Raw genomic sequence first — 23,448 nt, 5'->3', positions numbered from 1 at the left:
CGGGCCGAGGAGGGACCACCCGCCCGGCCGCTCACCCGGGTGGTCAGCGGGGAGCCGGAGCGCCGTCCAGCTGCCGCAGCCGGGCGATCGCTGCCTCGCGGGACGCGACGCCCAGCTTGCGGTAGGCGGCCTTCAGGTGGGACTTCACGGTGTTGTAGGAGATGAAGAGCTGGTCGGCGATCTCGCGCTGCTGGAGCCCGTCCGCCGCGAGGCGCAGTACGACGACCTCCCGCTCGGACAGCTCCTCGCCGAACTCCGCGGCGTGCCGGACCGGTGCCGCCAGGGCGGCACGCAGCTCCGTCGAACGCGCGACGAGTGCGCCGGGGTCGGGGAGCCGGTCGAGGATCCCCTGCGCGCGGTCGACCGCCTCGAGCGCGTCCGGGCCGTGGCCGACGAGGCGCTCCACAGCGGCGAGCAGGAGGAACGCGTTGGCGAGCCACGCGCTGCGGGGCATGTCCTCCAGGATGTCGATCGCGCGGCGCAGCCCGCCCAGTGCACCCTGCGGGTCGCCCAGCCGGCGGGACCGCTCACCCTGCGCGAGCAGCAGGAGGGCGGCGGGGACGGACCGGTCGGCGCCCGCCGCACGGAGCACGTCGGTCAGGCGGTCCAGCAGCGGGTCCGCGTGCGGCTCGGCGCCCGCCGCGGATTCCGCCAGGCCGAGGTTCCCGACGGCGAACGCGAGCATGATCGGGTTCGCGTCGGAGATCCCCCCCACCGCGACCCGCAGCGTCGCGACCGCCTCCGGCCCCTGGCCCGCCAGGTACTGCGCCTGCCCGAGGCAGGCCAGCGCGATGCCGTGCCAGCTGGGGTTCGGTGCGGCGTCGATCGCCCGCTGCGCCGCGGCCCGGGCCTGCTCCACGTCGTTGACGCCCATGACGCTGGTCAGGAAGTCCACCCGGAACCCGAGCGGCAGCCCGCCCGCGTCCAGGGCCAGCGGGTCGCCCGACCGGGCGACGTCGAGCCAGTGGGTCGCCTCGTCGAGCTCGTTCGCCAGGCTTGCTGCCACGGCCCGGACGAACGCGAGCTCCGGGTCACGGAGCGCCTCGGGCCAGGAGAGCGCCGCAAGCCACCGCCGGATGCCCGCGCTGCGCCCGCCCGCCGACATCGGCTGGACCTGCCCGGCAACCAGACGTGACGCGAGGCGAACGTCGTGCGCCGCGATCGCGTGGTCCGTCGCGGCCTCGAGGTCGCCGGCCGCCTCGAGCCACGCCGCGGCGCGCGCGTGCAGCACCGGCACGAGCGTGGGACGGGTCCGCGTCAGCTCGACCCGCAGCGCCTCGGTGAACAGCTGGTGGGGGTGGTACCACTCCCCCGTGCTGTCCACCGAGATGAACAGGTTCGCCCGTTCGAGGTCGGCCAGCAGCGCGCCCGAGCCGGTGGTCCCGGCGACCGCGTCGCACAGCGCCCCGGTGAACCGCCCGAGGATGGAGACCTGCAGCAGGAAGTCACGGGTGGCCGGGTCGACGAGGTCGAGCACGTCCTGCGCGAGGTAGTCGACGACGTGCCGGCTCGCCCCGGAGAACTGCTCGATGAACGTGGCCCGCCCGCGCTCCGGCATGAGCAGCGAGGCCAGCCGCAGCGGGGCCGGCCAACCACCTGTGCGTTCCGCCAGCTGGTGACCCTCCGCCGGGGTCAGTCCCGCGAGCCCGATCCCGTCGAAGAAGCTCGCCACCTCCGCCTCGTCGAAGCGCAGCGCGTCCGCCCGGACCTCCACCAGCTCCCCGCCGGCACGCAGCCGCGCCACCCCCAGAGCGGGGTCCGACCGGGTCGAGACCACCAGCTGGACGCGTTCCGGGCGGTACCGCATGAACTCGGCGAGCGCTGCACCGATCTCGGGGGTCTCCGCGCGGTGGTAGTCGTCGAGGACGAGCACCAGGTCCTCGCCGCCGCCGGCCAGCGCCTCGTACAGCAGCGGGAGGACGACGTCGCCGGTGCGCTGGGGACGCGCACGCAGCCCGGCGACCGTGACGTCCGTGACCCGGGGTTCGACGACCGCCAGCGCGGCGGCGACGTGGGCCCAGAAGCGCTCCGGCTCGCAGTCCCCCGCATCGAGCGACACCCACGCGAACCGGCCGGGGAGGTCGGCCTGGACCCACTGCGCGAGGAGGGTCGTCTTGCCGAACCCGGCGGGTGCGGACACCAGCGTCAGCCGCCGTCCACGACCCTCGCGCAGGGTGTCCAGCAGGCCCGGCCGGACGACGACGCCGCGCGGCAGCCGCGGCGGTGCGAGCTTGGCCCGGATGACACCCCAGTCCGACACCGGCCGGACGGGTCGTGCCTGCTCAGAGCCGATGTCGTACGTCACGAACTCTCCCCAGGGCCGCTTGTTCGCACCCTAGACCCCACGACACCGACGGGGACACACCGGTCATCCCGGACACGCTCACCCGGGTGATCAGAGGAAGGGGTGATCCCGCGGCCTGCTGCGTCGACCCACGATCACCTCGGGCCCCCGACAGCGGACCCGCGACCTCCCGGGCACCACGCCCGCACGGTCACGTCACGACGAAGGAGGCCGTCATGGGTATCTCTGCGACGTTCGGGAGCGGCGACGTCCTGCTCTGGATGCTCGAGTTCTTCTTGTTCGTCATCTGGTTCTGGCTGCTCATCGCCATCTTCAGCGACCTGTTCCGCGACTCCGAGACGGGCGGCGGGGTCAAGGCCCTGTGGGTCGTGCTGCTGATCCTGCTGCCGTTCCTCGGGATCCTGCTCTACCTGATCGTGCGCGGAAAGGGCATGGGAACCCGCCAGGCCGCGCAGATGCAGGCCGCACAGTCCGCCTTCGACGACCGCATCCGCAGCGCGACCTCGTCGTCGTCGCCGGCCGACCAGATCGCGCAGGCGAAGTCCCTGCTCGACTCCGGTGCGATCGACCAGGCCGAGTTCGCCAAGCTCAAGGCCGCGGCCCTCGCCTGAGGGCCGCACGACGGAAGGCCAGCACGTGACTGACACACCACTGGACCAGCTGGGGCCTGTCGACTACGTCGTCGTCGAGTTCCCCGCGGGGCAGAGCAGCTTCACCGGCGAGATGGTCGACGAGCTGATCAAGCTCGTCGACGCGGGGACGATCCGCGTGATCGACGTGCTGATCCTCACGAAGAACGAGGACGGCTCCGTCGACGCCCTGGAGCTGTCCGACGTCCCGCAGCTGGGCGAGCTGCAGAAGCTCGAGGCCGAGCTGGCGGAGCTCCTGGCGGCCGACGACGTCGAGCACCTCGCCGCCGCGATGGACCCGGGCAGCACCGCCGGGGTCCTCATCTGGGAGAACCTCTGGGCGGCCGGATTCGCCTCCGCCGCACGCCGGTCCGGTGGGCAGCTGATCGCCGACGGCCGCATCCCCATCCAAGCGATCCTCGCCTCGATCGAGGCCGACGTGGCGCTCGCAGCGCAGGAGGTCTGACATGCCACTGAGGCCAGCACGCATCGGGCGGGTCGGCGTGATCGGCCACCCCGTCGCCAAGACCGCCGTCGTCGCCAAGGCAGTCACACCGGGGCCCGCCCCGATCGCCAAGACCGCGGTGGTGGCCGCTGCGGTGACACCGGGCCGGCGCCGACGCATCTAGGCCCTCCGAGCCGCCGCTCCATCGAGAGGACGAGGACCGTGGACCGGACCATCAGCACGGCCGACCAGCACCGACGTCAGTGGCGGGCAGCAACGGGCGTCGTCGCCGCCGGCCTCCTGGTCGCCCTGTCAGGCTGCACGGCGGAGGCCGAGCGGTCTCCGGTGGAGCTCGCGCAGGCCGACGTCGCGGAGAAGGAGGAGGCGCTCGCCGAGGCGCAGACCGCGGCCACGGACGCGGAGGCGCAGTTCTGCACCGCGGGATCCGCCTACATCACCGCCCTGGACCGCTACGGCGACGTCCTCGACGACACGGCGGTCACCGTCGGTGACGTCCGCGTCGCGGGCGAGGACCTCACCGCGCCCGGTGCGGAGACGACGGACGCGGCGGAGGCCGTGGTCAGCACCCGCGAGGCGCTCACCGACGCGCAGCAGGACCTCGTCGACGCACAGGCCGCGCTCGCGGCGGCCGAGGCGACCGTCGCGGGCCAGGAGCCCCCGGAGCCGGCGCCCGCCGAGCCCACCGACGCACCCGCCACGCTGCCACCGGCCACCGTGGCCCGGGTGCAGGAGGCGCAGGAGGACCTCGACGCCACTCGGGGCGGCCTCAGCGACGACACCCCGCTCGTCCAGGCGGCCGAGCAGTTCAACTCCGCCGTCGTCGCGCTCGAGATGGCCTGGATCCAGCTGTTCGTCCAGTCCGGGTGCCTCTCCGACGAGCGGCAGGCGGAGGCGGCGGCCGCCGTGAGCGCCTACACGGCGGCGCTCCAGCAGCAGCTGACCGATGCGGGGTACTACACGGGCGAGGTCGACGGCATCTACGGCCCGCTGACGGTCGCGGCCGTCGAGGCCCTGCAGAACGCCGCCGGGCTCCCGGAGACCGGCACGATGGACAAGGCCACCGAGGCCGCGCTGCGGGCTCAGCTCGAGGCGGCCGGCGGTGCGGCCGCGCAGGCGAGCCTGGCGTCGACCGCCGCGCTCCAGCAGACCCTCAAGCTCGCCGGGTACTGGGACGGGCCGGTCGACGGGCAGTGGACGGACGCCCTGACCGCGGCGGTCGGGACTGCCCAGACGGACCTGGCCGTCCCCGTCACGGGGACGGTCGACGCCGCCACGCTCGCTGCGTTCCAGCGCGCCCTCGCCGACGCGAAGGCGGCCGCCGCCGAGGAGCCCACCGAGGTGCCCACCGAGGAGCCGGAGCCGTCACCCTCGACCGAGGACTGACCCGCGGACACTCTGTGGGACCGGTGTCCGCCCTGTGGCCCCTCGGGGTTGCGGCCTGTCGGAGCGGGTGAAGACTGGGCCGTTCGGCAGAGGACCGCCGAACGGCAACGACGCTCGCAGGCACCTCTGCACTGCTAGGGGGTGTCCCATGCGTTCTCGACTCCACCGCGCGCGGTCCCGTTCCGCGCTCGTCGTACTCTGCGCTCTCGCGCTCGCCGTCCCCGCCGGCGCCGCATCGGCGGCCCCGGACGATCCCGACGGCGAGGCTGCCGTCACGCAACGCCTCCAGGAAGCCGAGGTGCAGTCGCTGCCGTCGCAGTGGTGGTGGGACGAGTCCGGTCCCGACACCCGACGCGCGAGGGCGCTGCTGCGGCAGATGACCCTCGACGAGAAGGTGGACATGCTCCACGGGGAGCTGAACAACTTCTACGGCTTCTACAACGGTCCGATCGCGCGGTTGGGCATCCCCGCGCTGACGATGGCCGACGGGCCTGCCGGGGTGCGCATCGCGAACCCCGACGTCAACGAGCAGGAGGCCACGCAGCTGCCGGCCCCGATCGCCCTGGCGGCCACGTGGGACACGGCGCTCGCCGAGCAGTACGGGCAGGTCGCCGGGGACGAGGCCTTCCGCACCGGCCACAACGTCCTGCTCTCCCCCGCCGTCGACATCGCCCGCGTGGCGCAGGCCGGTCGCGCGTTCGAGGCCCTCGGCGAGGACCCGCTGCTGTCCGGCACGATCGGCGCTGCCGAGATCCGGGGCATCCAGTCGCACCCGGTCGTCGCGGACATCAAGCACTACAACGTGTACACGCAGGAGGAGAACCGGCTCAGCGGCGGGAACGCCGTCCTCGACGAGCGGACGCTGCAGGAGATCTACACGCGCCCGTACGCGATCGGTGTCGAGCAGGGCCGGCCAGGCTCCGCGATGTGCGCGTTCAACAAGGTCAACGGCGTGTACGCGTGCGAGAGCGACGAGCTCATGAACCGGATCCTCAAGGCTCAGCTCGACTTCGAGGGCTGGGTGATGAGCGACTACGGCGCCACGCACAGCACCGTCCAGTCGATCCTCGGCGGCCTCGACCAGGAGATGCCGGGCAACACGACCCCGCAGACCGGTCCGGGCGCGTGCTTCTTCTGCGGGCCGCTCCTCGACGCCGTCCGCGCCGGTCAGGTTCCGGTCTCCCGCATCGACGACGCCGTCCTGCGGATCCTGCGGCCCATGTTCGCGCTCGGGCTGTTCGACAACCCGCCCGTGGTCTCGGCCCTGCCCGAGGCCGAGCACGGTGCGTTCGCGCGGCAGGTGGCCGAGCGGTCGGCCGTGCTGCTCAAGAACCAGTCGGCGGCACTGCCCCTGCAGGCGAACGTCGGGTCGATCGCCGTCATCGGCGCGGACGCCGACACCGTCGTGGCCGGGGGCGGCAGCTCGCTGGTCAAGCCGACGTACACGGTGAGCCCGCTCGAGGGCATCCAGGCACGTGCGGGGGCGGGGGTCCTCGTCCGGCACGTCGCCGGCGCCGACCCCGTGACGTCCGCGTCGCTCATCCCCGGCCCGGACCCGATCCCGTCCGACTTCCTGTCGACCGGCACCGAGAACGGTCTGCGGGCCGAGTATTTCGCCGAGCCGGACTTCACCGGGCCGATCGCGGACCGCACCGACCCCTACGCCGCGATCAACGCGGGGTTCTTCCTGTTCCAGGGGTTCAACGCGCAGTCGCCGCACTTCCCGCTGCAGACGCGGGACATGGCGGGGTCCATCCGCTGGACCGGCACGCTGACCGCTCCGGTCGACGGGACGTACGGCATCGCGGTCACCACCACGGGGAGTGCGACGGTCACCCTGGACGGTGTCGCGGTGCTCACCGCGGACCCGACGGGAGAGGTCTCGACGACCTCCGTGGACGTCGACCTGGCGGCCGGTGAGACGCACGAGCTGCTCGTCGAGTACGTCAACGACGGACCCGGCGGCACGGATGCGGGAGCGGTGTTCCAGCTCGGCTGGACCACACCGGCCGGCGTCGTCGCGCCGCAGGCCCAGGCCGCGGCCGACCTCGCGCGCTCGTCGCAGGCCGCCGTGGTGCTCGTCCGCGACTACTCCAGCGAGGGCGGCGACAAGCCCGACCTCGACCTGCCCAACGGTCAGGCCGAGCTCGTCCGCCAGGTCGCCGCAGCCAACCCCCGCACGGTCGTCGTGCTCGTCGCCGGAGGTGCCGTGCAGACGTCCGACTGGGAGCAGGGGGTCCCGGCGATCGTGCACTCGTGGTTCGGCGGCCAGGAGCAGGGCAACGCGCTGGCAGGCATCCTGTTCGGTGACGTCAACCCGTCCGGCCGGCTGCCGATCACGTTGCCCGTCGACGAGGACAGCACGCCGGTGAGCAGCCCCGAGCAGTACCCCGGTGACGGGCTCGACCAGCTCTTCACCGAGGGCATCTACGTGGGCTACCGCGGGTACGAGGAGTTCGGCATCGAACCCCAGTACCCGTTCGGGCACGGGCTGTCGTACACGACGTACGACTACCGCAACCTGCGCACCGCACCGGCCGCGAACGGCGCGCTCCAGGTGAAGGTCGCCGTCCGGAACACCGGGGCCGTCGCCGGGACCGAGACCGTGCAGGTGTACGTCGGCAACCTGCCGACCCGGCAGGTGCAGAGCGCCCCGAAGGTGCTGGCGGGCTGGGCGACGGTGACGCTCCAGCCGGGCGAGCGCAAGCAGGTCACCGTCGCGCTCAGCCCGGAGTCGGTGTCCTACTGGGACGTCGACCGTGACCGGTGGCGCACGCCCCGCGGTGACATCCCCGTGTACGTCGGCTCGTCGTCGACCGACCTCCACCTGACCGGCACCCTGCGGACGGGAGCACGCGCCGGACGGTGACCCGGTGACGCGGCCCGGCCGTCCTCGCGGCGCTCACCGCAGGAACGACCGGGCCCGCGTCGCCGTCGACTCCACGATGCGCAGACCGCGCGACCCGAACGTCGGGTGCTCCTGCTGACGCTCGACCCGTTCGGCGAGCCGGCGCGCGAGCGACGCCACGACGGGGAGCAGGACGACCACGACGACCATCAGCCGTACACGACGGAACAGCAGGGCCCACATCAGTTCCTCCGGGAGTCCGGTCAGCCACCGGCGCACGCTGCACGACGCCGGGCCTCCATGGTCCGCGAGGCACGGCCTCGCCGCACCCTGGGGGCGGACTACGCGGGGCGGCCCTCGGCGAGGTAGGCGAGCCGCCGCAGCGACTCGGTGTTGCGCGGGACCAGGACCGCCGTGCGCAACGGCCGGGGAACCAGGGACCCCGGTCCGCGCACGGCGTCCTCCGACATCGTCACCGTGCACCCTCCGCCGGCACGCGGTCGCACCCCGACCCTGACGTGGGCCTCACCGGCCGGCCAGCCGCGCGCCTGCAGGTCGATACCGAGCCCCGGGTCCCAGCCACGGGACACCGACACGTCGTCGAGGAGCGCGGGCCAGATCCCGACCGAGTGCGCGATCGTCGAGCCCGGGGCGGGCCACGCGGGGTCGACCGCGCGGATCCGGGACGTCCCGACGACCCACGTGGCGTAGCTCCAGCCGTCGGCGAGCACCGCCAGCACGGCCGACGGCGGGCAGCTCAGGTCGCGGGTGACGGTCGCCATCACCCGACGGTAGCCACCCGGGGCCGATCGGCAACCCGTCCGGCGCGCACCGGCGCCGCGTCGGCGGGACACTCGGCACGTGCCCGACCCCGAGCGCCTCGCCGCGTACCGGGCGAAGCGCGACCCCGCGCGCACGCCCGAGCCCGTCCCCGCCACCGACCCCGACACGCCGGAGGTCGAAGGCCGGACCTTCGTCGTCCAGGAGCACCACGCCCGCGCGCTGCACTGGGACGTCCGGCTCGAGCGGGACGGCGTCCTGGTGTCCTGGGCGGTGCCGAAGGGCCTGCCGCCCGACCCGAAGGTCAACCACCTCGCGGTGCACACCGAGGACCACCCGCTCGAGTACGCGACGTTCGAGGGCGAGATCGGCGCGGGCGAGTACGGCGGCGGCCAGGTCACCGTCTGGGACCACGGCACCTACGAGGAGCTGAAGTGGACGGACCGCGAGGTCCAGGTCGTGCTGCACGGCGAGCGGGTCCAGGGCCGGTACGTGCTGTTCGCGACGCGCTCGAAGGGCGCCGCCGACGACGGCCGGAGCTGGATGGTCCACCGGATGGACCCGCCGACGGATCCCGCGTGGACCCCGTTGCCCACCGACCTTCGCCCGATGCTCGCCCAGCGGGGCGACCTACCACCGGACGACGGGACGTGGGCCTTCGAGATGGCCTGGGGCGGGGTGCGCGCACTCGCGCTCGTCGACGGCGGGCGGGTGCGGATGTGGTCCGGTGGCGACGACGTCACCGGCTCCTACCCCGAGATCACCGGCCTGGGCGAGCAGCTCGGTTCCACGGTCGTCGCGCTCGACGGGGAGCTCGTCGCCCTCGACGCCACCGGTGCCCCCGATCCTGAGCGGCTGAGCGAGCGCGAGGGCGTCACCGGCGGCTCCGCACGGCGTCTCGCTCGCACCCACCCGGTGACCTACCTCGTCCACGACGTGCTGCACCTGGAGGGCCGCTCGACCGTGGGACGCCCGTACGACGAGCGACGGGCCCTGCTGGACGGACTGGAGCTGTCCGGCCGCTCGTGGCGGGTGCCGCCCACGTTCGACGGGCCCGGCGCGGCGGTGCTGGCGGCCGCTGCGGACAACGGCCTCGACGGGATCGTGGCGAAGCGGCGCGCGGCGCCCTACCGGCCGGGTGCCCGCTCGGCCGACTGGCGCCACGTGCCGTCCTGACGACCGCCGGCGGCCGGTGGGGGCACGGGGTCGGCTCGCCCGCACAGGGCGTCCCGAGGGTCCTGACCGTGCTCTCGCACGGCGCGCGCCCCCACCGTCGTCCGTCACCCGTCGGCGCGCGCCTCCGCCGTGATCTGGTTGGTGTCACTGGCGTGCTGCACCTCGATGCGCCGCGGCTTGGCCTCCTCGGCGACCGGGATGCTCAACGTGAGGACGCCGTCGGCGTAGGTGGCCGAGATGGCGTCGAGCGCGAGGCCCCGGCCCACCGTGAGCTGTCGTGCGTACGTGCCGACGGGCCGTTCCTTGGCCAGCCACTGGACGTCCTGCTCGGTGCGCGGCGTCCGCTGCGCCCTGATCGTGAGCGTGCGGTCCTCGACGTTCACGTCGATCGTGCCCGGGTCGGCACCCGGCAGGTCCACGTGCAGCACGTAGTGGTCCCCGGAGCGGTACAGGTCCATCGGCATCGTCGCTGCGGCGCGCTCCGCCGACGCGACCTGGGCGAACAGGCGGTCGAACTCCTGGAACGGGTCGAATCGCGTAGCCATGACCGTCACCTCCTTCACGGCGAGGCGCCGGACCGTCCGGGCCTCGGGTGCTGTCCGGCCCCCGTGGCCGGACTGGCTACAGGACAAAGAATTAGCACTCTCGCCCGCAGAGTGCCAGCCGTGGAGGAGGGCTGTTCGCGTGGGGCGAACGCGCGTTCGGATCGCCCGCGGCGTAGCGTCGTCACGTCAGTCGTGAGGCAGCCGCGCTGACCGTCGAGCAGTCCACGAGGGACCTCCCATGAGCGAGACAACGCTGAGCGGCTACCGCGTCCTGGCGATCGTGACCAACTACGGCGTCGAGCAGGACGAGCTCGTCGTGCCGGTCGAGCACCTTCGTGAACGCGGAGCCACGGTGGTGGTCGCGGCCGCGGCCAGGGACGCGATCCAGACCCTCGTCGGCGACAAGGCCCCCGGACGGACCGTGCAGCCCGACACCACGTTCGCCGACGCCGGCTCGGACTTCGACCTGCTCCTCATCCCCGGCGGCACCCTGAATGCCGACGCGCTGCGCCTGGAGGACGGTGCGGTCGACACGGTCCGCGCCTTCGCGGCGTCCGGCCGCCCGATCGCCGCGATCTGCCACGGTCCGTGGGCGCTCGCCGAGGCGGGCGTGGTCGAGGGCAGGACGGTCACGTCGTACCCGTCGCTGCGCACCGACCTGCGCAACGCCGGGGCCACCTGGGTGGACCGGTCCGTCTCGGTCGACGACGACGGTCCGTTCACCCTGGTCACCTCGCGCCGGCCGGACGACCTGGACGACTTCCTGCCGGCCGTCGAGAAGGCGCTCGCGGGAAGTCCCCACCAGGAGAGCTGATGCGCCGCGTCGTGGCCGGGGAGGATGCTGACGACGAGGTGACCCGACGAGCCGCAGGGGGCGAACCGTGCCCGACAGCCACGGCGGTCCGGAGTCGTGGCTGCCGGCCGCCCGCACGCTCGCCCACCGGCACGTCGGGCACGCCGAGCTGGACCTGCTGGGCTCGAGCGCGACGCACGCCGTCCTGCTCGTCCGGGCCGGCGCCACGCGCCTGGTGCTGAAGATCGCGGCAAGCAGCGCCCGCCCGGGCGTCGACCTCGCACGGTCCGCCGCCGCGCAGGAGCTGGCCCGGCGAGCGGGTGTCCCCGTCGGCACGGTCGTCGCCGCGGGCGTGGACACCGAGCTGCCCACGGTCCAGTACCTGCTCCAGGAGGAGGTCCAGGGCATCGAGTGGCGCACGGTGCGGCCGCACCTGCGGCCCGCGGAGCATGCCCGTGCCGCGGCGGAGATCGCCGGGGCGGTCCTCGCCCTCCAGTCCGTCGTCCTCCCGTCGTTCGGCGCACTGGACGACCCTGCGCCGCAGAGCCTGGTGGACGCCCTGCACGCGCGCGTCGGCCTGCGGGTCCCCGACGGCGCACGACGGCGGCGGGCGCACGACGTCCTGCAGCGCCATGCCGGTCTGTTCACCACACCGGGACGGCCGACCCTCACGCACGACGACCTCCACCACGCCAACCTGCTCTTCCGGCAGGGCGCCGGCGGCTGGACGCTGGCGGGCGTCCTCGACTGGGACAAGGCGTGGGCCGGGTCCGCCGAGTCGGACGTCGCCCGCATGGCCTTCTGGGACGACATGACCGGCCCGGACTTCTGGTCGGTCTACCGCGCGGAGATGCCGGCCCTGGACGGGTGGGAGCAGCGGGCGAGGGTCTACCAGCTGCTGTGGTGCCTGGAGTACGACGTGGACACCGCGCGGCACCGGCAGGACACGGCGACCCTCGTCGCACGGCTCACCTAGGGCCCGTCGGGCAGACTCGGACCATGGGCTCGCAGACCGCGTGGGTGCTGCACGTCGACCTCGACCAGTTCGTCGCGGCCGTCGAGGTGCTGCGCCGGCCCGAGCTGGCGGGCAGGCCGGTCGTCGTCGGTGGGCGCGGTGACCCGACCGAGCGCGGCGTCGTCTCCACGGCCTCCTACGAGGCGCGGGTCTTCGGGGTCCGCTCCGGGATGCCGCTGCGGACCGCCGCGCGCAAGCTCCCCGACGCCGTGTTCCTGCCCGTGGACGGTCCGGAGTACGAGGCGGTGTCCGAGCGGGTGATGGCGACGTTGCGCTCGCTCGACGTCGTCGTCGAGGTGCTCGGCTGGGACGAGGCGTTCCTGGGCGCGCAGACGGACGACCCGGAGGCGCTGGCCCGGCTCGCACAGGAAGCGGTCCTGCGGGAGACGCTGCTGCACTGCTCGGTGGGCATCGGCGACAACAAGGTCCGCGCGAAGATCGCCACCGAGTTCGGCAAGCCCGCGGGAGTCTTCCGGCTCACCGCCGAGAACTGGTTCGAGGTGATGGGGCACCGCCCGACCATCGACCTGTGGGGCGTCGGGACGAAGGTCTCACGTCGCCTTGCCGGGCTGGGGGTCACCACCGTCCAAGAGCTGGCCGACGCGTCCGCCGACCCCCTGGTCGCCGAGTTCGGGCCGCGGATGGGCGTCTGGTACCACGAGCTCGGTCAGGGCCTCGGGCCGACCGCCGTGGACGACGCCCCCTGGGTGCCGCGCGGGCACAGCCGCGAGACGACGTTCCAGCAGAACCTCACGACGCCGGAGCAGGTGCGCGACGCGGTCCGGGCGATGGCGCTCGAGGTCGTCGACGACACCGCGAAGGACGACCGCCCGGTCGTCCGGGTGGCCCTCAAGGTGCGGTACGCACCGTTCGTGACGACGAGCACGAGCCGCAAGCTCCCGGAGGCCACCCGGGACCCCGCGACGATCGTCGACGCGGTGCTGGCGCTCCTGGAGAAGGTCGAGGACCGGGAGATCCGGTTGCTCGGTGTGCGTGCCGAGATGGCGATGCCCGACGACGCGGACCCGGCCGACCGGACCCCGGTGCGCGGCCGGATCTGACCTCGTCCACCATGCGAGAGTCCTGGCCGAACTCTTGACCGGCCCCACGGGCGCGTGCTGCTCTGTGCCCGCCGCGACCGAGCCGACCTGGGAGGAGCACCCGATGACCATCGTCACCGCGCTCCCGTCCCGTCGCGCCGCCCTCGCGCTGCGTTCCTGTCCGGCCCGCTGTCAGCACTGACGCACCCGTCCGGCCCCCGCCGGCAGCAGGCCCCGTCCGACCCCACGCCTCGACGCGTCCGGGTCGGCCCGCAGACGCACCCGAGAGGCATCACCATGAGCATCGCCCTGTCCCCCCGCACGCTCGATGTCGACGAGCTCAGTGCGCTCACGCGCTCGCTCGCCGCGCAGCCCGACCTCTGGCAGCCCTTGGTCCAGTTCCAGGAGAGCGGCCGCTGGTGGACCCGCCTCGACGGCCCTCCCGGGGTCGACGTCTGGTTGCTGTCCTGGCTGCCGTCGCAGGGCACCGAGCTGCACGACCACGGCGACTCCGCCGCAGCCTTCACCATCGTCGCCGGAACCCTCACGGAGGTCCGACCGACCCGTGACGGTGAGCTGGTCCCGCAGGATTTCCCCGCGGACCGGACCCAGACCGTGGACCCCGGCGACCGGCACGACGTGCTCAACACCGGGACCGCGCCGGCGGTGAGCATCCACGCCTACTCCCCGCCGCTGACCCGGATGACGTACTGGGCGACCGCACCGGACGGCACCCTCGTCCCGTCGCGCACCGTCGACACCGACGAGCCGGAGTCCGACAAGTGACCCGCCGCCGGACCATCGACGACGTCCTGGCCGAGGCCCGCGCCGGGCTGGACCGGCTCCACCCGGTCGACGCGTGGGACGCCCTCGCCGCGGGCGCCCTGCTCGTCGACATCCGTCCTGCGGCGCAACGTGCGGCCGAGGGCGAGGTGCCGCAGGCGGTCGCGATCGAGCGGAACGTCCTCGAGTGGCGGCTGGACCCGGCCAGCGACCACCGGATCCCTGCCGCGACCGGCTACGACCTGCAGGTGATCGTGCTCTGCTCCGAGGGGTACACGTCGAGCCTGGCGGCGGCCGCGCTGGCCGACCTCGGGCTGCACCGCGCGACCGACGTCGTGGGCGGGTTCCACGCGTGGGCCGCGGCGGGTCTGCCCGTGACCGGAGGCACCGGTCTCGGCGCGCTGGTAGGGCCCGGGGTGCACGCGCGCGTCTGACCCCGGGAGCGCCGGGCTCCGGCGAGTGGTAGACCGGGTCTCACCCGCTCCCTCGCCCGAGGAGATCTCATGCGATCGTCCAGGCCGACCGGTTCGCTGGTGGCGCTCGTCGCCGCCGCTGCTCTCGCGTTCGGGGTGGGCGTCACGCCCGCCTCGGCGCACCCGCCGCACCCGGGCCACGGGGGCAAGGTGTCCGAGGCCACCGGCTACGGAGGCGCTGTCGCGACCGTGGACGCCGACGCGACGAGAGTCGGTCTCGACGTGCTGCGCAAGGGCGGGAACGCGGTCGACGCCGCCGTCGCGGCCGCGGCGACCCTCGGGGTCACCGAGCCGTTCTCGTCGGGCATCGGCGGTGGCGGCTTCTTCGTCTACTACGACGCGGCGACCGGGAAGGTCCACACGATCGACGGCCGTGAGACCGCACCGATGACGATGCGCAGCGACTCGTTCCTCGAGAACGGTGTGCCGCTCCTGTTCGCCGACGCCGTGACGTCCGGCCTGTCCGTCGGGGTGCCCGGCACCCCGCGGACGTGGGCGACGGCCCTGGAGCAGTGGGGGTCCCTCGACCTGCGCCGCGCCCTGCGGGGGGCGACGGACGTCGCGCGTCGCGGGTTCGTGGTGGACCAGACGTTCGTGGACCAGACGACGGCCAACGTCGCCCGGTTCTCCGCCTTCCGGTCCTCGTCGGACCTGTTCCTGCGCCGCGGCGCACCGCCCGCCGTCGGCTCGGTCTTCCGCAACCGCGACCTGGCGGACACGTACGACCTGCTCGCCCGCAAGGGCGCCGACGCGCTCTACACCGGCCGGTTGGCGCAGGAGATCGTCCGGACGGTCCAGGATCCCCCGGTCCGCCGGAACAGCCCGCTCGTCGTGCGTCCGGGGCTCCTGGAGCTCGGTGACCTGGCGGCCTACCAGGCCCCGCTGCGCGAGCCGACGCACGTGACCTACCGCGGGCTCGACGTCTACGGGATGGCGCCGCCCTCGTCCGGCGGCTCGACGGTGGGCGAGGCGCTGAACATCCTGGAGGCCTCCGACCTCGGGGACACGACGCAGACGCTCCACCACTACCTGGAGGCGAGCGCCCTGGCGTTCGCCGACCGGAACCGCTACGTCGGCGACGACGCCTTCGTGGACGTGCCGCTGGAGGAGCTCCTGTCCGACGAGTTCGCGGCGGAGCGCGCGTGCCTCATCGACCCGGAGGTCGCCCTCACCAAGCCGGTCTCCCCGGGTGTCCCGGACGGCGACTACTCGGCGGAGTGCGAGACGGCTGCCGTCGGCACGGAAGGCTCGGACGGTCAGTCGACGACGCACCTGACCACGGCGGACCGCTGGGGCAACGTGGTGGCGTACACGCTGACCATCGAGTCGCTCGGCGGCAACGGCATCGTCGTGCCGGGGCGTGGTTTCCTGCTGAACAACGAGCTGACCGACTTCAACTTCACGGACACGCAGGGCGGCGCCGACCCGAACCTGCCCGGCCCTGGCAAGCGGCCGCGCAGCTCGATGGCGCCGACGATCATCCTGGCCGACGGCACGCCGTTCCTGGCGCTGGGGTCCCCGGGTGGCTCGACCATCATCACGACCGTCCTGCAGATCCTGGTGAACCGGCTGGACCTCGGGATGGACCTGCCGGCCGCGGTCGCGGCGCCCCGCGCGACCCAGCGCAACACCGCCGCGGTGCAGGCCGAGCCCGGGTTCGACCGGACGGCGCTGCAGGCGCTCGGGCACACCTTCGCGGACAACCCCGAGATCGGGGCGGCGACCGGGATCGAGTTCCTCGACGGCGGCGCGATGCAGGCGGTCGCCGAGCCGACGCGGCGGGGCGGCGGGAGCGCGGCGGTGGTGGTGCACGGCAGCTGAGGCGTGCACCACACCCGGACAAGCCTCGGCGCCCCGTGACCCCTATGAATTCCATGTAAAGTTCCGGTAAATCGCGACGGGGCAATTCGGACCATTACGGGACGAGGCAGCAACAATGTCGGTGACCGCTGTCACACCTGGACGCGCGTCCGACTGAATCGTCCGTTACTGCCTGGTACGTTCGTTTCATCGAGCGAGCCCGTGGCCTCCTGACGAGGTTGGCGAGCGGCAGCCGTTCCTTTCCGTGCACCCTCTACGTGAGGGGCAGAGCCCCCCGTCACCCAGCTCCCTCAGACGTGCTTCGTGACTGTTCGACGCGAGGAAAGCGCCTACCAGAGCGACCTCCTCGACGTTCTCGCTGTATCGCCGACGACGCCGGTCAGCCCTGAAGTTCCGTTGACCGTACAAAGCGGGGTACCGCCATGTTCGTTTTCGTCCTGCAGCTCCGGCAAATGTTCGAGGGCCAGTCCGAGTTCTACCTGTTCGCATTCTTCTCCGTCATCATCTGGGCGTTGTGGCTGCTCAAGGTGCTGTTGTCACGGCGCTACAAGCCCTACACCGGCGAGTACCACGGCACCACGAGCGTGGTCATTCCCGTCGTCGACGAACCGCTCGACCTGTTCCGTGACGTGCTGACCCGCATCGTCGAGCAGCGCCCCGACGAGGTCATCGTCGTCATCAACGGCGCGGTCAACCCGGCCCTCCAGGAGGTCAGCGAGGAGTTCGCCCCGCTGGTCCGCTGGGTGCACACCCCCGTCCCCGGCAAGCGCAACGCCGTGAAGATCGGCACCGAGCTGTCCCGCGGCGAGATCACGGTGCTCGTCGACTCCGACACCGTCTGGACCGACGGCACGCTGCCCGAGCTGGTCAAGCCGTTCGCCGACGCTTCGGTCGGCGGGGTGACCACCCGGCAGCGCATCCTCGACCCCGAGCGGTCCTGGATCACGCGCTGGGCCGACTGGCTGGAGAACACCCGGGCGCTCTACTCGATGCCCGCGCAGTCCGCGCTCGGCCAGGTGGGCTGCCTCCCCGGGCGCACCATCGCATTCCGCCGGCACATCCTCGTCCAGGTCATGGACGACTTCATGCACCAGAAGTTCCTGGGTGTCTTCCTCGAGGTCTCCGACGACCGCACGCTGACCAACCTCACGCTCAAGGCGGGCTACCGGTCGGTCTACCAGTACACGAGCCTCGTCTACACGGACGCCCCGCTGCAGGTGAAGAAGCTGGCCAAGCAGCAGCTGCGGTGGGCCCGCGGGAGCCAGTACAACACCCTGCGCATGCTCCCCTGGATGGTCGGGCACGCCCCGGTCCTGGCGATCTTCTTCGTCGCCGACATCATCCTGCCGTTCCTGCTGTTCGGGACGATCGCGGGCTGGATCTACCGGGCGGTCTCCGGCACGGGCATCAACCTCTACCAGGCGATCCTCGAGACCTACACGGGCTTGAGCGGCTGGGTGTGGGTCGTCGCGACGATGATCGTGTCGTCCGTCCTGTCGATGGCCATCCGCCAGATCCGGCACCTCCACGAGAAGCCGTCCGACTTCCTGCGGCTGCCCGTCTTCATCATCGTCTCGACGCTCTTCCTCATGCCGATCCGGCTGCTCGGCTTCCTGCGCATGGCGCACGCGAGCGGCTGGGGCACGCGCTCCGGGGCCTACTCGGGGGGCGGCGACGACCTGATCGCCGAGCTCGAGAAGGCACCGGACGGGCCGGCCGACGTGGTCGACCGGGCGGCGCCCACGGGCGTCCTGCCCACCCAGCGCACCGCACCCGACGGAACCGTCCTGACCGCCGCACCGGCACCCGTGCGTGCCCGTCGCGCCGTGGCTCCCGCACCGGCGGCACCCGCCCGACGCCGCCGCCTGAACCCGCTGGCCGCGATCCCCTACGGGATCGCGCTGGTCATCTTCGCCCTGGAGGCCCTCGTCTATGTCTGAGCACATCGAGAACACCCACTGGTGGTCCCGCGCCATCCGCCCGTCCCCCCGCAAGCGGCTCGCTGCTGCCGGCGTCGCGATCGCCCTGGTCGCGGTGACGGCGGGGGTGTGGTTGTCGCCGTCCGTCGCCGTCACCGAGTCGGCGAAGGCCAGCCCCGCCGAGCTCCGGCTGGCCGCCGAGAACGAGAAGCTCAAGAACTCGCTCGAGGCGCGCGAGGACGAGGTCGACTCCCTGGAGCGCTCGCAGGCCAAGGCCGCGGCCGAGCGCAAGGCCGCCTCCGAGGCCGGCAAGGCCAAGGCCGCCGCCGAGCAGGAAGCGGCCGCGGCGGAGGGCGCCCAGAAGGCCGAGGCCGAGCGCGCCGAGGCCGCTGCCCGCACCCAGGCCAAGGTCGCCGCCGAGAAGGCGGCCGCAGCCGCCCGGGGCAAGGCGCGCTCCGCCGCGTCCCGGGCGGACCAGGCCGAGGCCGACGCGGCACGAGCCCGGGCGAACGCCCAGGCCAGCGCCCCGCAGCCGACATCCCCGGCACCCGCGGTCAAGCCCACCGCCCCGGCGCTGTCCGAGCTCCTCGCGTCCGAGCAGCGCCAGTTGGGGCTGTACACGCCGCAGTCGCCCTTCAACTGGGCCGAGCTCGACAGCGTCGCGGCGAACGTCGGCACCACGCCGACCATCGCCGGCTACTTCCAGGGCTGGGACGGACCGTTCCGGGCCGACGCCGTGACACGTTCCTGGGAGCGGGGCATGCTCCCGCTGCTCACGTGGGAGTCGCGTCCGCTCAAGGCCGCCAACAACCAGTCGGAGGACCCCGCGTTCTCGCTCCCGACGATCATCGGGGGCGGCTACGACGACTACCTGCGGCAGTACGCCCGCGACGTGACCGCGCTGGGGCTGCCGATGGCGATCCGGCTCGACCACGAGATGAACGGCGACTGGTACCCGTGGGGCGAGCGCACCTGGGGCGGGGACCCGCTCAACGGCAACGGCGAGGGTGACTACGTGCGGATGTGGCAGCACGTGCACGACATCTTCGAGGCCGAGGGCGCCAACCAGTACGTCCTGTGGATCTGGGCACCCAACATCGTCAACTCGCTGGCGGACTACGCCAAGAAGGACGCGTCGTACATGCGCAGCCTGTACCCCGGCGACGAGTACGTGGACTGGGTGGGCCTGTCCGGCTACTTCCGGCCGCCGTACAAGGACGACCAGACGCCGACGTTCGACTACACGTTCGGCCGCTCCCTCGACCAGCTCCGGTCCATCACCAGCAAGCCGATCTTCCTCGCGGAGATCGGGGCGTCGGAGGTCGGCGGCAACAAGCCCGCCTGGGTCGCCGACCTGTTCGACGCCCTGGCCCGGCCCGAGAACGCGGACATCCGCGGGTTCGCCTGGTTCAACCACACCGTCACCAGCACCAGCCGCGGCGAGGTCGTCACCAACGACTGGCGGATCGAGTCCCGCGCGGACTCGCTGCAGGCGTTCGTGGACGGCGTCCAGGACCCGGCCGCCGGCTTCGTCCCCACCCCGACCACCACCCAGGAGCCGTGATGAGCACCCGCACGAACGACCTGACCGACCTGTTCCCCCGCTCGACCTTCGACCCCGACGGACCGGCTCCCCGGATCGCCGTCCTCGGCACCGGCTACCTCGGCGCCACCCACGCCGTGGCCATGGCCCAGCTGGGCATGGATGTCGTCGGCGTGGACACCGACCCGAACAAGGTCGCGATGCTGACCGCCGGCAAGGTGCCGTTCTACGAGCCCGGCCTGCCCGAGCTGCTCACCGAGCAGCTGGCCACCGGACGCCTGCGGTTCACCACCGACGTCGCCGAGGCGGTGGGCTGGGCGGACGTGCACTTCGTCTGCGTCGGCACCCCGCAGTCGAAGACCAGCCACGCCGCCGACCTGCGCTTCGTCGAGGCGGCGACCACGTCCATCGCGCAGAACCTCACGCACGACGCGCTCATCGTGGGCAAGTCCACGGTGCCCGTCGGGACGGGAGCGCGTCTGCGCGAGCTCGTCGCCACTGCTGCCCCTGCGGGGGTCCGTGCCGAGCTCGTCTGGAACCCCGAGTTCCTGCGCGAGGGCAAGGCCGTGCAGGACACCCTGCACCCCGACCGGATCGTCCTGGGCGGCACGACACCCGAGTCCGAGGCCCTCCTGCGCCGCGTCTACGCCGGGCCGATCGCCGAGGGCAGCCCCGTGGTGGTGTGCGACCTGCCGACCGCCGAGCTGGTCAAGGTGAGCGCCAACGCGTTCCTGGCCACCAAGATCTCGTTCATCAACGCGATCTCCGGTGTCTGCGAGGCCGCCGACGCGGACGTCACCGTGCTGGCCGACGCGCTCGGGCACGACGTGCGGATCGGTCGGCAGTTCCTCGACGCCGGCCTCGGGTTCGGTGGCGGGTGCCTGCCCAAGGACATCCGCGCCCTCATGCACCGGTCCAACGAGCTGGGCGCCCACCAGGCGTCGGCACTGCTCCAGCAGGTCGACGAGATCAACATGGGCCAGCGCTCGCGGGTGATCGACCTCGCGCTCGAGGCCTGCGGCGGCTCGGTCCTCAACCGGCGCGTCGGCGTCCTCGGTGCCGCGTTCAAGCCGCACACCGACGACGTGCGGGACTCCCCGGCGCTCAACGTCGCGGCGGCCCTGCACCTGCGCGGTGCGCAGGTCACGGTCTACGACCCGCAGGCAGGCGACACCGCACGGTCCAGCTTCCCGACCCTCGGCTACGCGACGAGCGTGGACGAGGCCGTCGAGGGTGCCGACGTGGTGCTCGTCCTGACCGAGTGGGACGAGTTCGTCGACGCGGAGCCCGCCCGGCTCGCCGGACTGACCCACCAGCCGAGCGTGATCGACGCGCGAGGCAAGCTGGACGCGGCGCGCTGGCGCGAGGCCGGCTGGTCCTTCCGTGGGCTCGGCCGCGCCGCCGCCTGACGCGCACCGCTCCCCCTGCACGACCGGACGGCCCCGACGCACACGCGTCGGGGCCGTCCGCGTCCCGTCGGCCCGGCTGGACCACGACGTCCGTCCGGCATGCGAGAAAGTCAACCAAACCGGCTGGACCAGTCGGGATTGTTGTTATACCCGTCCCAGCGAACCCGCCCGGACCGTGCGGCGGGTTCACCGGAGCGGAGATCGAGGACCCAGCCATGACCCATCAGACGTCGTCCGAGAACCCCAGAGCCCGCGTGGTGGTGCTGTCGGGCAACCCGCGGGCGGGCTCGCGCACCACCGCCGCCGCGGTCCGGGTCGGCGAGGAGACCGCACGGCTCCTCGGCTCCACGGAGCCCGTCGAGACCGTCGAGCTCGCACGGTTCGCCGCCGAGATCCTCGCCGACACGCACCCGGCCGCCGACGTGGCGCTGCGCACGGTCGCCGACGCCACGGTGCTCGTCGTCGCGACGCCCGTCTACAAGGCGTCCTACACCGGCCTGCTGAAGGCGTTCCTGGACCTGTACGGTCCCGGCGGGCTCGCCGGGGTCGTCGCGGTCCCTCTCGTCGTGTCGGGCAACCCCGCGCACGCGCTCGTCGGCGAGGTGCACCTGCGGCCCCTGCTCGTCGAGCTCGGTGCCGTCGTGCCCACGCGGGCGCTCACCCTGGTCGAGTCGCAGCTCGCAGACCCGGACCCGGTGGTCGAGCGGTGGTGGGCCGAGGGCGGCCGCGCCCTGAGCGCCCTGGTCGTCGTCACGCCCGAGCTGGCGGAGGCCAACGCATGACCGCCGAGACGCTGCAGGCGCTGGACCGCCTGCTCCGGGACCAGGACGAGCCGCAGCTCTCGCCGCAGCAGTACAAGGAGGTCTTCCGCCAGCACCCCGCGGGCGTCGCGGTCGTCGCGCTGCGGGACGGCGAGCGCCGGATCGGGTTCACGGCGACCTCGGTCATCTCCGTGTCCGCCGCTCCCCCGCTGCTGGCGTTCTCGCTGGCCTCGACGTCCTCGTCGTGGGACGCGCTGTCCCGGGTCCGCACCCTCACGGTCAGCTTCCTGTCCGCGGACCAGGACGACGTCTCGGCGCGCTTCGCCACGAGCGGGATCGACAGGTTCGCGGCCGGCGGCTGGTACGACCTGGGCACCGGGGAGCCCGTCATCGAGGGCTCCGTGTCCTGGGTGCGTGGGCGCGTCCTGCAGCGCACGCCGGTCGGCGACAGCTACCTCGTCTCGCTGCGGGCGCTCGAGCACGGCACGTCCGCCGACTCGACGCCGCTGGTCTACCACGACCGCAGCTACCACCGGATCGGCGCGCACACGGCGATCTGACGCTCCGACCCCGGCCGTCGCGCATGCAGCCGGGGTCGGGCAGGTACCGACACAGAAGCCCCCCGCCTCTCGGGCGGGGGGCTTCTGCGCGTCTCAGTCGACGGCGGTGAACCCTGCCGGACGCCGGGCGTCGGCCGGGCCCCACAGGTCGGTCTTCACCTCGGCCTTGACCAGCGGGACGACCTCCTCGGCGAACCGGCGCAGGACGTCGTGCTGCTGCTCGGGGTCGAGGACGTGGTTGATCGACACCGACTGCAGGTCGTGCCGGTAGCTGGCGTGGTAGTCGAGGATCTTCTCCGCGACGCGCTCGGGTGACCCGACGAGCGCCGGCCCACGTTCGACGGCGTCCTCGATGGTCCGGAAGCTGGTCACCTTGCCCACGGCCGCGGGGTCGTGCTTGCGCAGGTCCTGCCGCGCGACGGCTCCTTCGTAGAACGGCCGGTACTGTGCGACGGCCTGCTCGGTGGTGTCGGCGAGGAACAGCCCGCCGGAGCCGGAGCCCACGAACGCGTACGCCGGGTCGTGCCCGTGGGCCGCGTACTGCTCGCGGTACCGGTCGATGAGCACCTGGTAGTTCTCCCGCGGCTGCAGCGCGTTGGCGCTGACGATCGGGTCGCCGTGCCTGGCCGCGAGGTCGACCGCGAACTGCGAGGTGGCCGACCCGTGCCAGATCCGGAACGGCCCGGAGAACGGCCGGGGCAGGGTCGTCGCACCGTGCAGGTCGGGACGGTGGCGGCCCACCCACTCGACGTCCTCGCGGCTGAGCAGCAGGCTGAGCAGCTCGTAGTTCTCCTCGAGGTACTCGTACTGCTTGTCGAGGTCGAGCCCCAGCAGCGGGTACTGGAGCGCCTCGTTGCCCTTGCCGATGACGATCTCGAGCCGACCGCGGCTGAGCTGGTCGATCGTGGCGTAGTCCTCGGCGACCCGGATCGGGTCGAGCAGCGACAGCACGGTCACGCCGGTGCTGAGCAGGATGCGGGACGTGCTCGCGGCGAGCGCGCCGAGCAGCACGGTGGGCGACGAGGAGAGCACCTCACCGGCGTGCCGCTCCCCCACCGCGAACGCGTCGATCCCGAGCTGCTCGGCGAGCACGGCCGTCTCGACCACCCGGGTGAGCCGGTCGGCCGGCGGGACCGCCTCCCCCGTGACGGGGTGCGGCGGGTTGAAGACGATGTCGAGGACCTGGAAGCGCATGGCCG

22 protein-coding genes are annotated in these 23,448 nt (G+C 72.9%); 17 read left to right on the top strand and 5 right to left on the bottom strand.

What is annotated here, in order from left to right:
- Positions 1 to 43: 43 nt before the first annotated feature.
- Positions 44 to 2,305, bottom strand: coding sequence for a LuxR C-terminal-related transcriptional regulator (locus ASF78_RS00605; protein ID WP_156373990.1), 2,262 nt, complete (start codon positions 2,303 to 2,305; stop codon positions 44 to 46).
- A gap of 215 nt (positions 2,306 to 2,520) precedes the next feature.
- Here ASF78_RS00605 and ASF78_RS00600 point away from each other — a divergent pair, with 215 nt between their 5' ends.
- The 5 genes from ASF78_RS00600 to ASF78_RS00585 all read left to right on the top strand — a co-directional run bounded on the left by ASF78_RS00600 (position 2,521) and on the right by ASF78_RS00585 (position 7,652).
- Entirely contained in the window at positions 2,521 to 2,916 is a 396-nt protein-coding gene (locus ASF78_RS00600) for an SHOCT domain-containing protein (RefSeq protein ID WP_056583686.1), read from the top strand.
- Between the two features lie 25 nt (positions 2,917 to 2,941).
- Positions 2,942 to 3,400 carry a DUF6325 family protein gene (locus ASF78_RS00595; protein WP_056583683.1) on the top strand — a complete coding sequence of 153 codons (459 nt, stop codon included), beginning with the start codon at positions 2,942 to 2,944 and terminating at the stop codon, positions 3,398 to 3,400.
- 1 nt (position 3,401) lies between these two features.
- Positions 3,402 to 3,563: a hypothetical protein gene (locus ASF78_RS22650; RefSeq protein WP_200940499.1), complete on the top strand. Its 162-nt coding sequence runs from the start codon at positions 3,402 to 3,404 to the stop codon at positions 3,561 to 3,563.
- A gap of 38 nt (positions 3,564 to 3,601) precedes the next feature.
- A complete protein-coding gene (locus ASF78_RS22645) occupies positions 3,602 to 4,783 on the top strand; it encodes a peptidoglycan-binding protein (RefSeq protein WP_235518326.1) in 1,182 nt (393 codons plus the stop codon).
- Between the two features lie 148 nt (positions 4,784 to 4,931).
- Entirely contained in the window at positions 4,932 to 7,652 is a 2,721-nt protein-coding gene (locus ASF78_RS00585; protein WP_056583682.1) for a glycoside hydrolase family 3 C-terminal domain-containing protein, read from the top strand.
- Between the two features lie 33 nt (positions 7,653 to 7,685).
- On the opposite strand, the gene ASF78_RS00580 is transcribed toward ASF78_RS00585, so the two are convergent.
- On the bottom strand, positions 7,686 to 7,874 hold the full coding sequence (locus ASF78_RS00580) for a hypothetical protein (protein ID WP_056587842.1): 189 nt from the start codon (positions 7,872 to 7,874) through the stop codon (positions 7,686 to 7,688).
- Between the two features lie 98 nt (positions 7,875 to 7,972).
- A complete protein-coding gene (locus tag ASF78_RS00575) occupies positions 7,973 to 8,413 on the bottom strand; it encodes an SRPBCC family protein (protein ID WP_056583681.1) in 441 nt (146 codons plus the stop codon).
- A gap of 79 nt (positions 8,414 to 8,492) precedes the next feature.
- On the opposite strand from ASF78_RS00575, the gene ASF78_RS00570 reads away from it, so the two are divergent.
- Complete coding sequence (locus ASF78_RS00570) at positions 8,493 to 9,587, top strand: DNA polymerase ligase N-terminal domain-containing protein (RefSeq protein ID WP_056583680.1); 1,095 nt, start codon at positions 8,493 to 8,495, stop codon at positions 9,585 to 9,587.
- A 104-nt stretch (positions 9,588 to 9,691) separates the two neighbouring features.
- On the opposite strand, the gene ASF78_RS00565 is transcribed toward ASF78_RS00570, so the two are convergent.
- The gene (locus tag ASF78_RS00565; RefSeq protein WP_056587838.1) at positions 9,692 to 10,132 is read right to left on the bottom strand and encodes an Hsp20/alpha crystallin family protein; all 441 of its coding nucleotides are present in this window, start codon (positions 10,130 to 10,132) and stop codon (positions 9,692 to 9,694) included.
- A gap of 238 nt (positions 10,133 to 10,370) precedes the next feature.
- Between ASF78_RS00565 and ASF78_RS00560 the strand changes: the two genes are divergently transcribed.
- The 11 genes from ASF78_RS00560 (at position 10,371) to ASF78_RS00510 (ending at position 22,249) form a co-directional block, all read left to right on the top strand.
- Complete coding sequence (locus tag ASF78_RS00560) at positions 10,371 to 10,946, top strand: DJ-1/PfpI/YhbO family deglycase/protease (protein ID WP_056583679.1); 576 nt, start codon at positions 10,371 to 10,373, stop codon at positions 10,944 to 10,946.
- 67 nt (positions 10,947 to 11,013) lie between these two features.
- On the top strand, positions 11,014 to 11,901 hold the full coding sequence (locus ASF78_RS00555) for a phosphotransferase family protein (RefSeq protein WP_056583678.1): 888 nt from the start codon (positions 11,014 to 11,016) through the stop codon (positions 11,899 to 11,901).
- Positions 11,902 to 11,924: 23 nt separating this feature from the next.
- The gene (locus tag ASF78_RS00550) at positions 11,925 to 13,001 is read left to right on the top strand and encodes a DNA polymerase IV (RefSeq protein ID WP_056583677.1); all 1,077 of its coding nucleotides are present in this window, start codon (positions 11,925 to 11,927) and stop codon (positions 12,999 to 13,001) included.
- A 276-nt stretch (positions 13,002 to 13,277) separates the two neighbouring features.
- Positions 13,278 to 13,766, top strand: a complete 489-nt coding sequence (locus tag ASF78_RS00545; protein WP_056583676.1) for a cysteine dioxygenase family protein — start codon at positions 13,278 to 13,280, stop codon at positions 13,764 to 13,766.
- A complete protein-coding gene (locus tag ASF78_RS00540; RefSeq protein WP_082494728.1) occupies positions 13,763 to 14,197 on the top strand; it encodes a rhodanese-like domain-containing protein in 435 nt (144 codons plus the stop codon). Before ASF78_RS00545 ends, ASF78_RS00540 begins: the two co-directional genes overlap by 4 nt.
- A 69-nt stretch (positions 14,198 to 14,266) precedes the next feature.
- Positions 14,267 to 16,057 (top strand): gamma-glutamyltransferase, encoded by a 1,791-nt coding sequence (gene ggt / locus ASF78_RS00535; protein ID WP_056583675.1) that lies wholly within the window; start codon positions 14,267 to 14,269, stop codon positions 16,055 to 16,057.
- Between the two features lie 422 nt (positions 16,058 to 16,479).
- Positions 16,480 to 17,997, top strand: a complete 1,518-nt coding sequence (locus ASF78_RS00530) for a glycosyltransferase (protein WP_056583660.1) — start codon at positions 16,480 to 16,482, stop codon at positions 17,995 to 17,997.
- Positions 17,990 to 19,540: a glycoside hydrolase family 26 protein gene (locus tag ASF78_RS00525; RefSeq protein WP_056583657.1), complete on the top strand. Its 1,551-nt coding sequence runs from the start codon at positions 17,990 to 17,992 to the stop codon at positions 19,538 to 19,540. Before ASF78_RS00530 ends, ASF78_RS00525 begins: the two co-directional genes overlap by 8 nt.
- Complete coding sequence (locus ASF78_RS00520; protein WP_082494727.1) at positions 19,540 to 20,928, top strand: UDP-glucose/GDP-mannose dehydrogenase family protein; 1,389 nt, start codon at positions 19,540 to 19,542, stop codon at positions 20,926 to 20,928. Before ASF78_RS00525 ends, ASF78_RS00520 begins: the two co-directional genes overlap by 1 nt.
- Positions 20,929 to 21,143: 215 nt before the next feature.
- Positions 21,144 to 21,710 carry an NADPH-dependent FMN reductase gene (locus ASF78_RS00515; RefSeq protein ID WP_056583655.1) on the top strand — a complete coding sequence of 189 codons (567 nt, stop codon included), beginning with the start codon at positions 21,144 to 21,146 and terminating at the stop codon, positions 21,708 to 21,710.
- Complete coding sequence (locus ASF78_RS00510) at positions 21,707 to 22,249, top strand: flavin reductase family protein (RefSeq protein ID WP_056583652.1); 543 nt, start codon at positions 21,707 to 21,709, stop codon at positions 22,247 to 22,249. Before ASF78_RS00515 ends, ASF78_RS00510 begins: the two co-directional genes overlap by 4 nt.
- 93 nt (positions 22,250 to 22,342) lie before the next feature.
- On the opposite strand, the gene ASF78_RS00505 is transcribed toward ASF78_RS00510, so the two are convergent.
- Positions 22,343 to 23,443 (bottom strand): LLM class flavin-dependent oxidoreductase, encoded by a 1,101-nt coding sequence (locus ASF78_RS00505; RefSeq protein ID WP_056583651.1) that lies wholly within the window; start codon positions 23,441 to 23,443, stop codon positions 22,343 to 22,345.
- Between the last annotated feature and the right edge of the window lie 5 nt (positions 23,444 to 23,448).

The organism is Cellulomonas sp. Leaf334 (assembly GCF_001424195.1).
Classification (GTDB): Bacteria; Actinomycetota; Actinomycetes; order Actinomycetales; family Cellulomonadaceae; genus Cellulomonas.
Note: the sequence above shows the minus strand (reverse complement) of the source record. Positions and strands in the feature narration are given on the sequence as shown.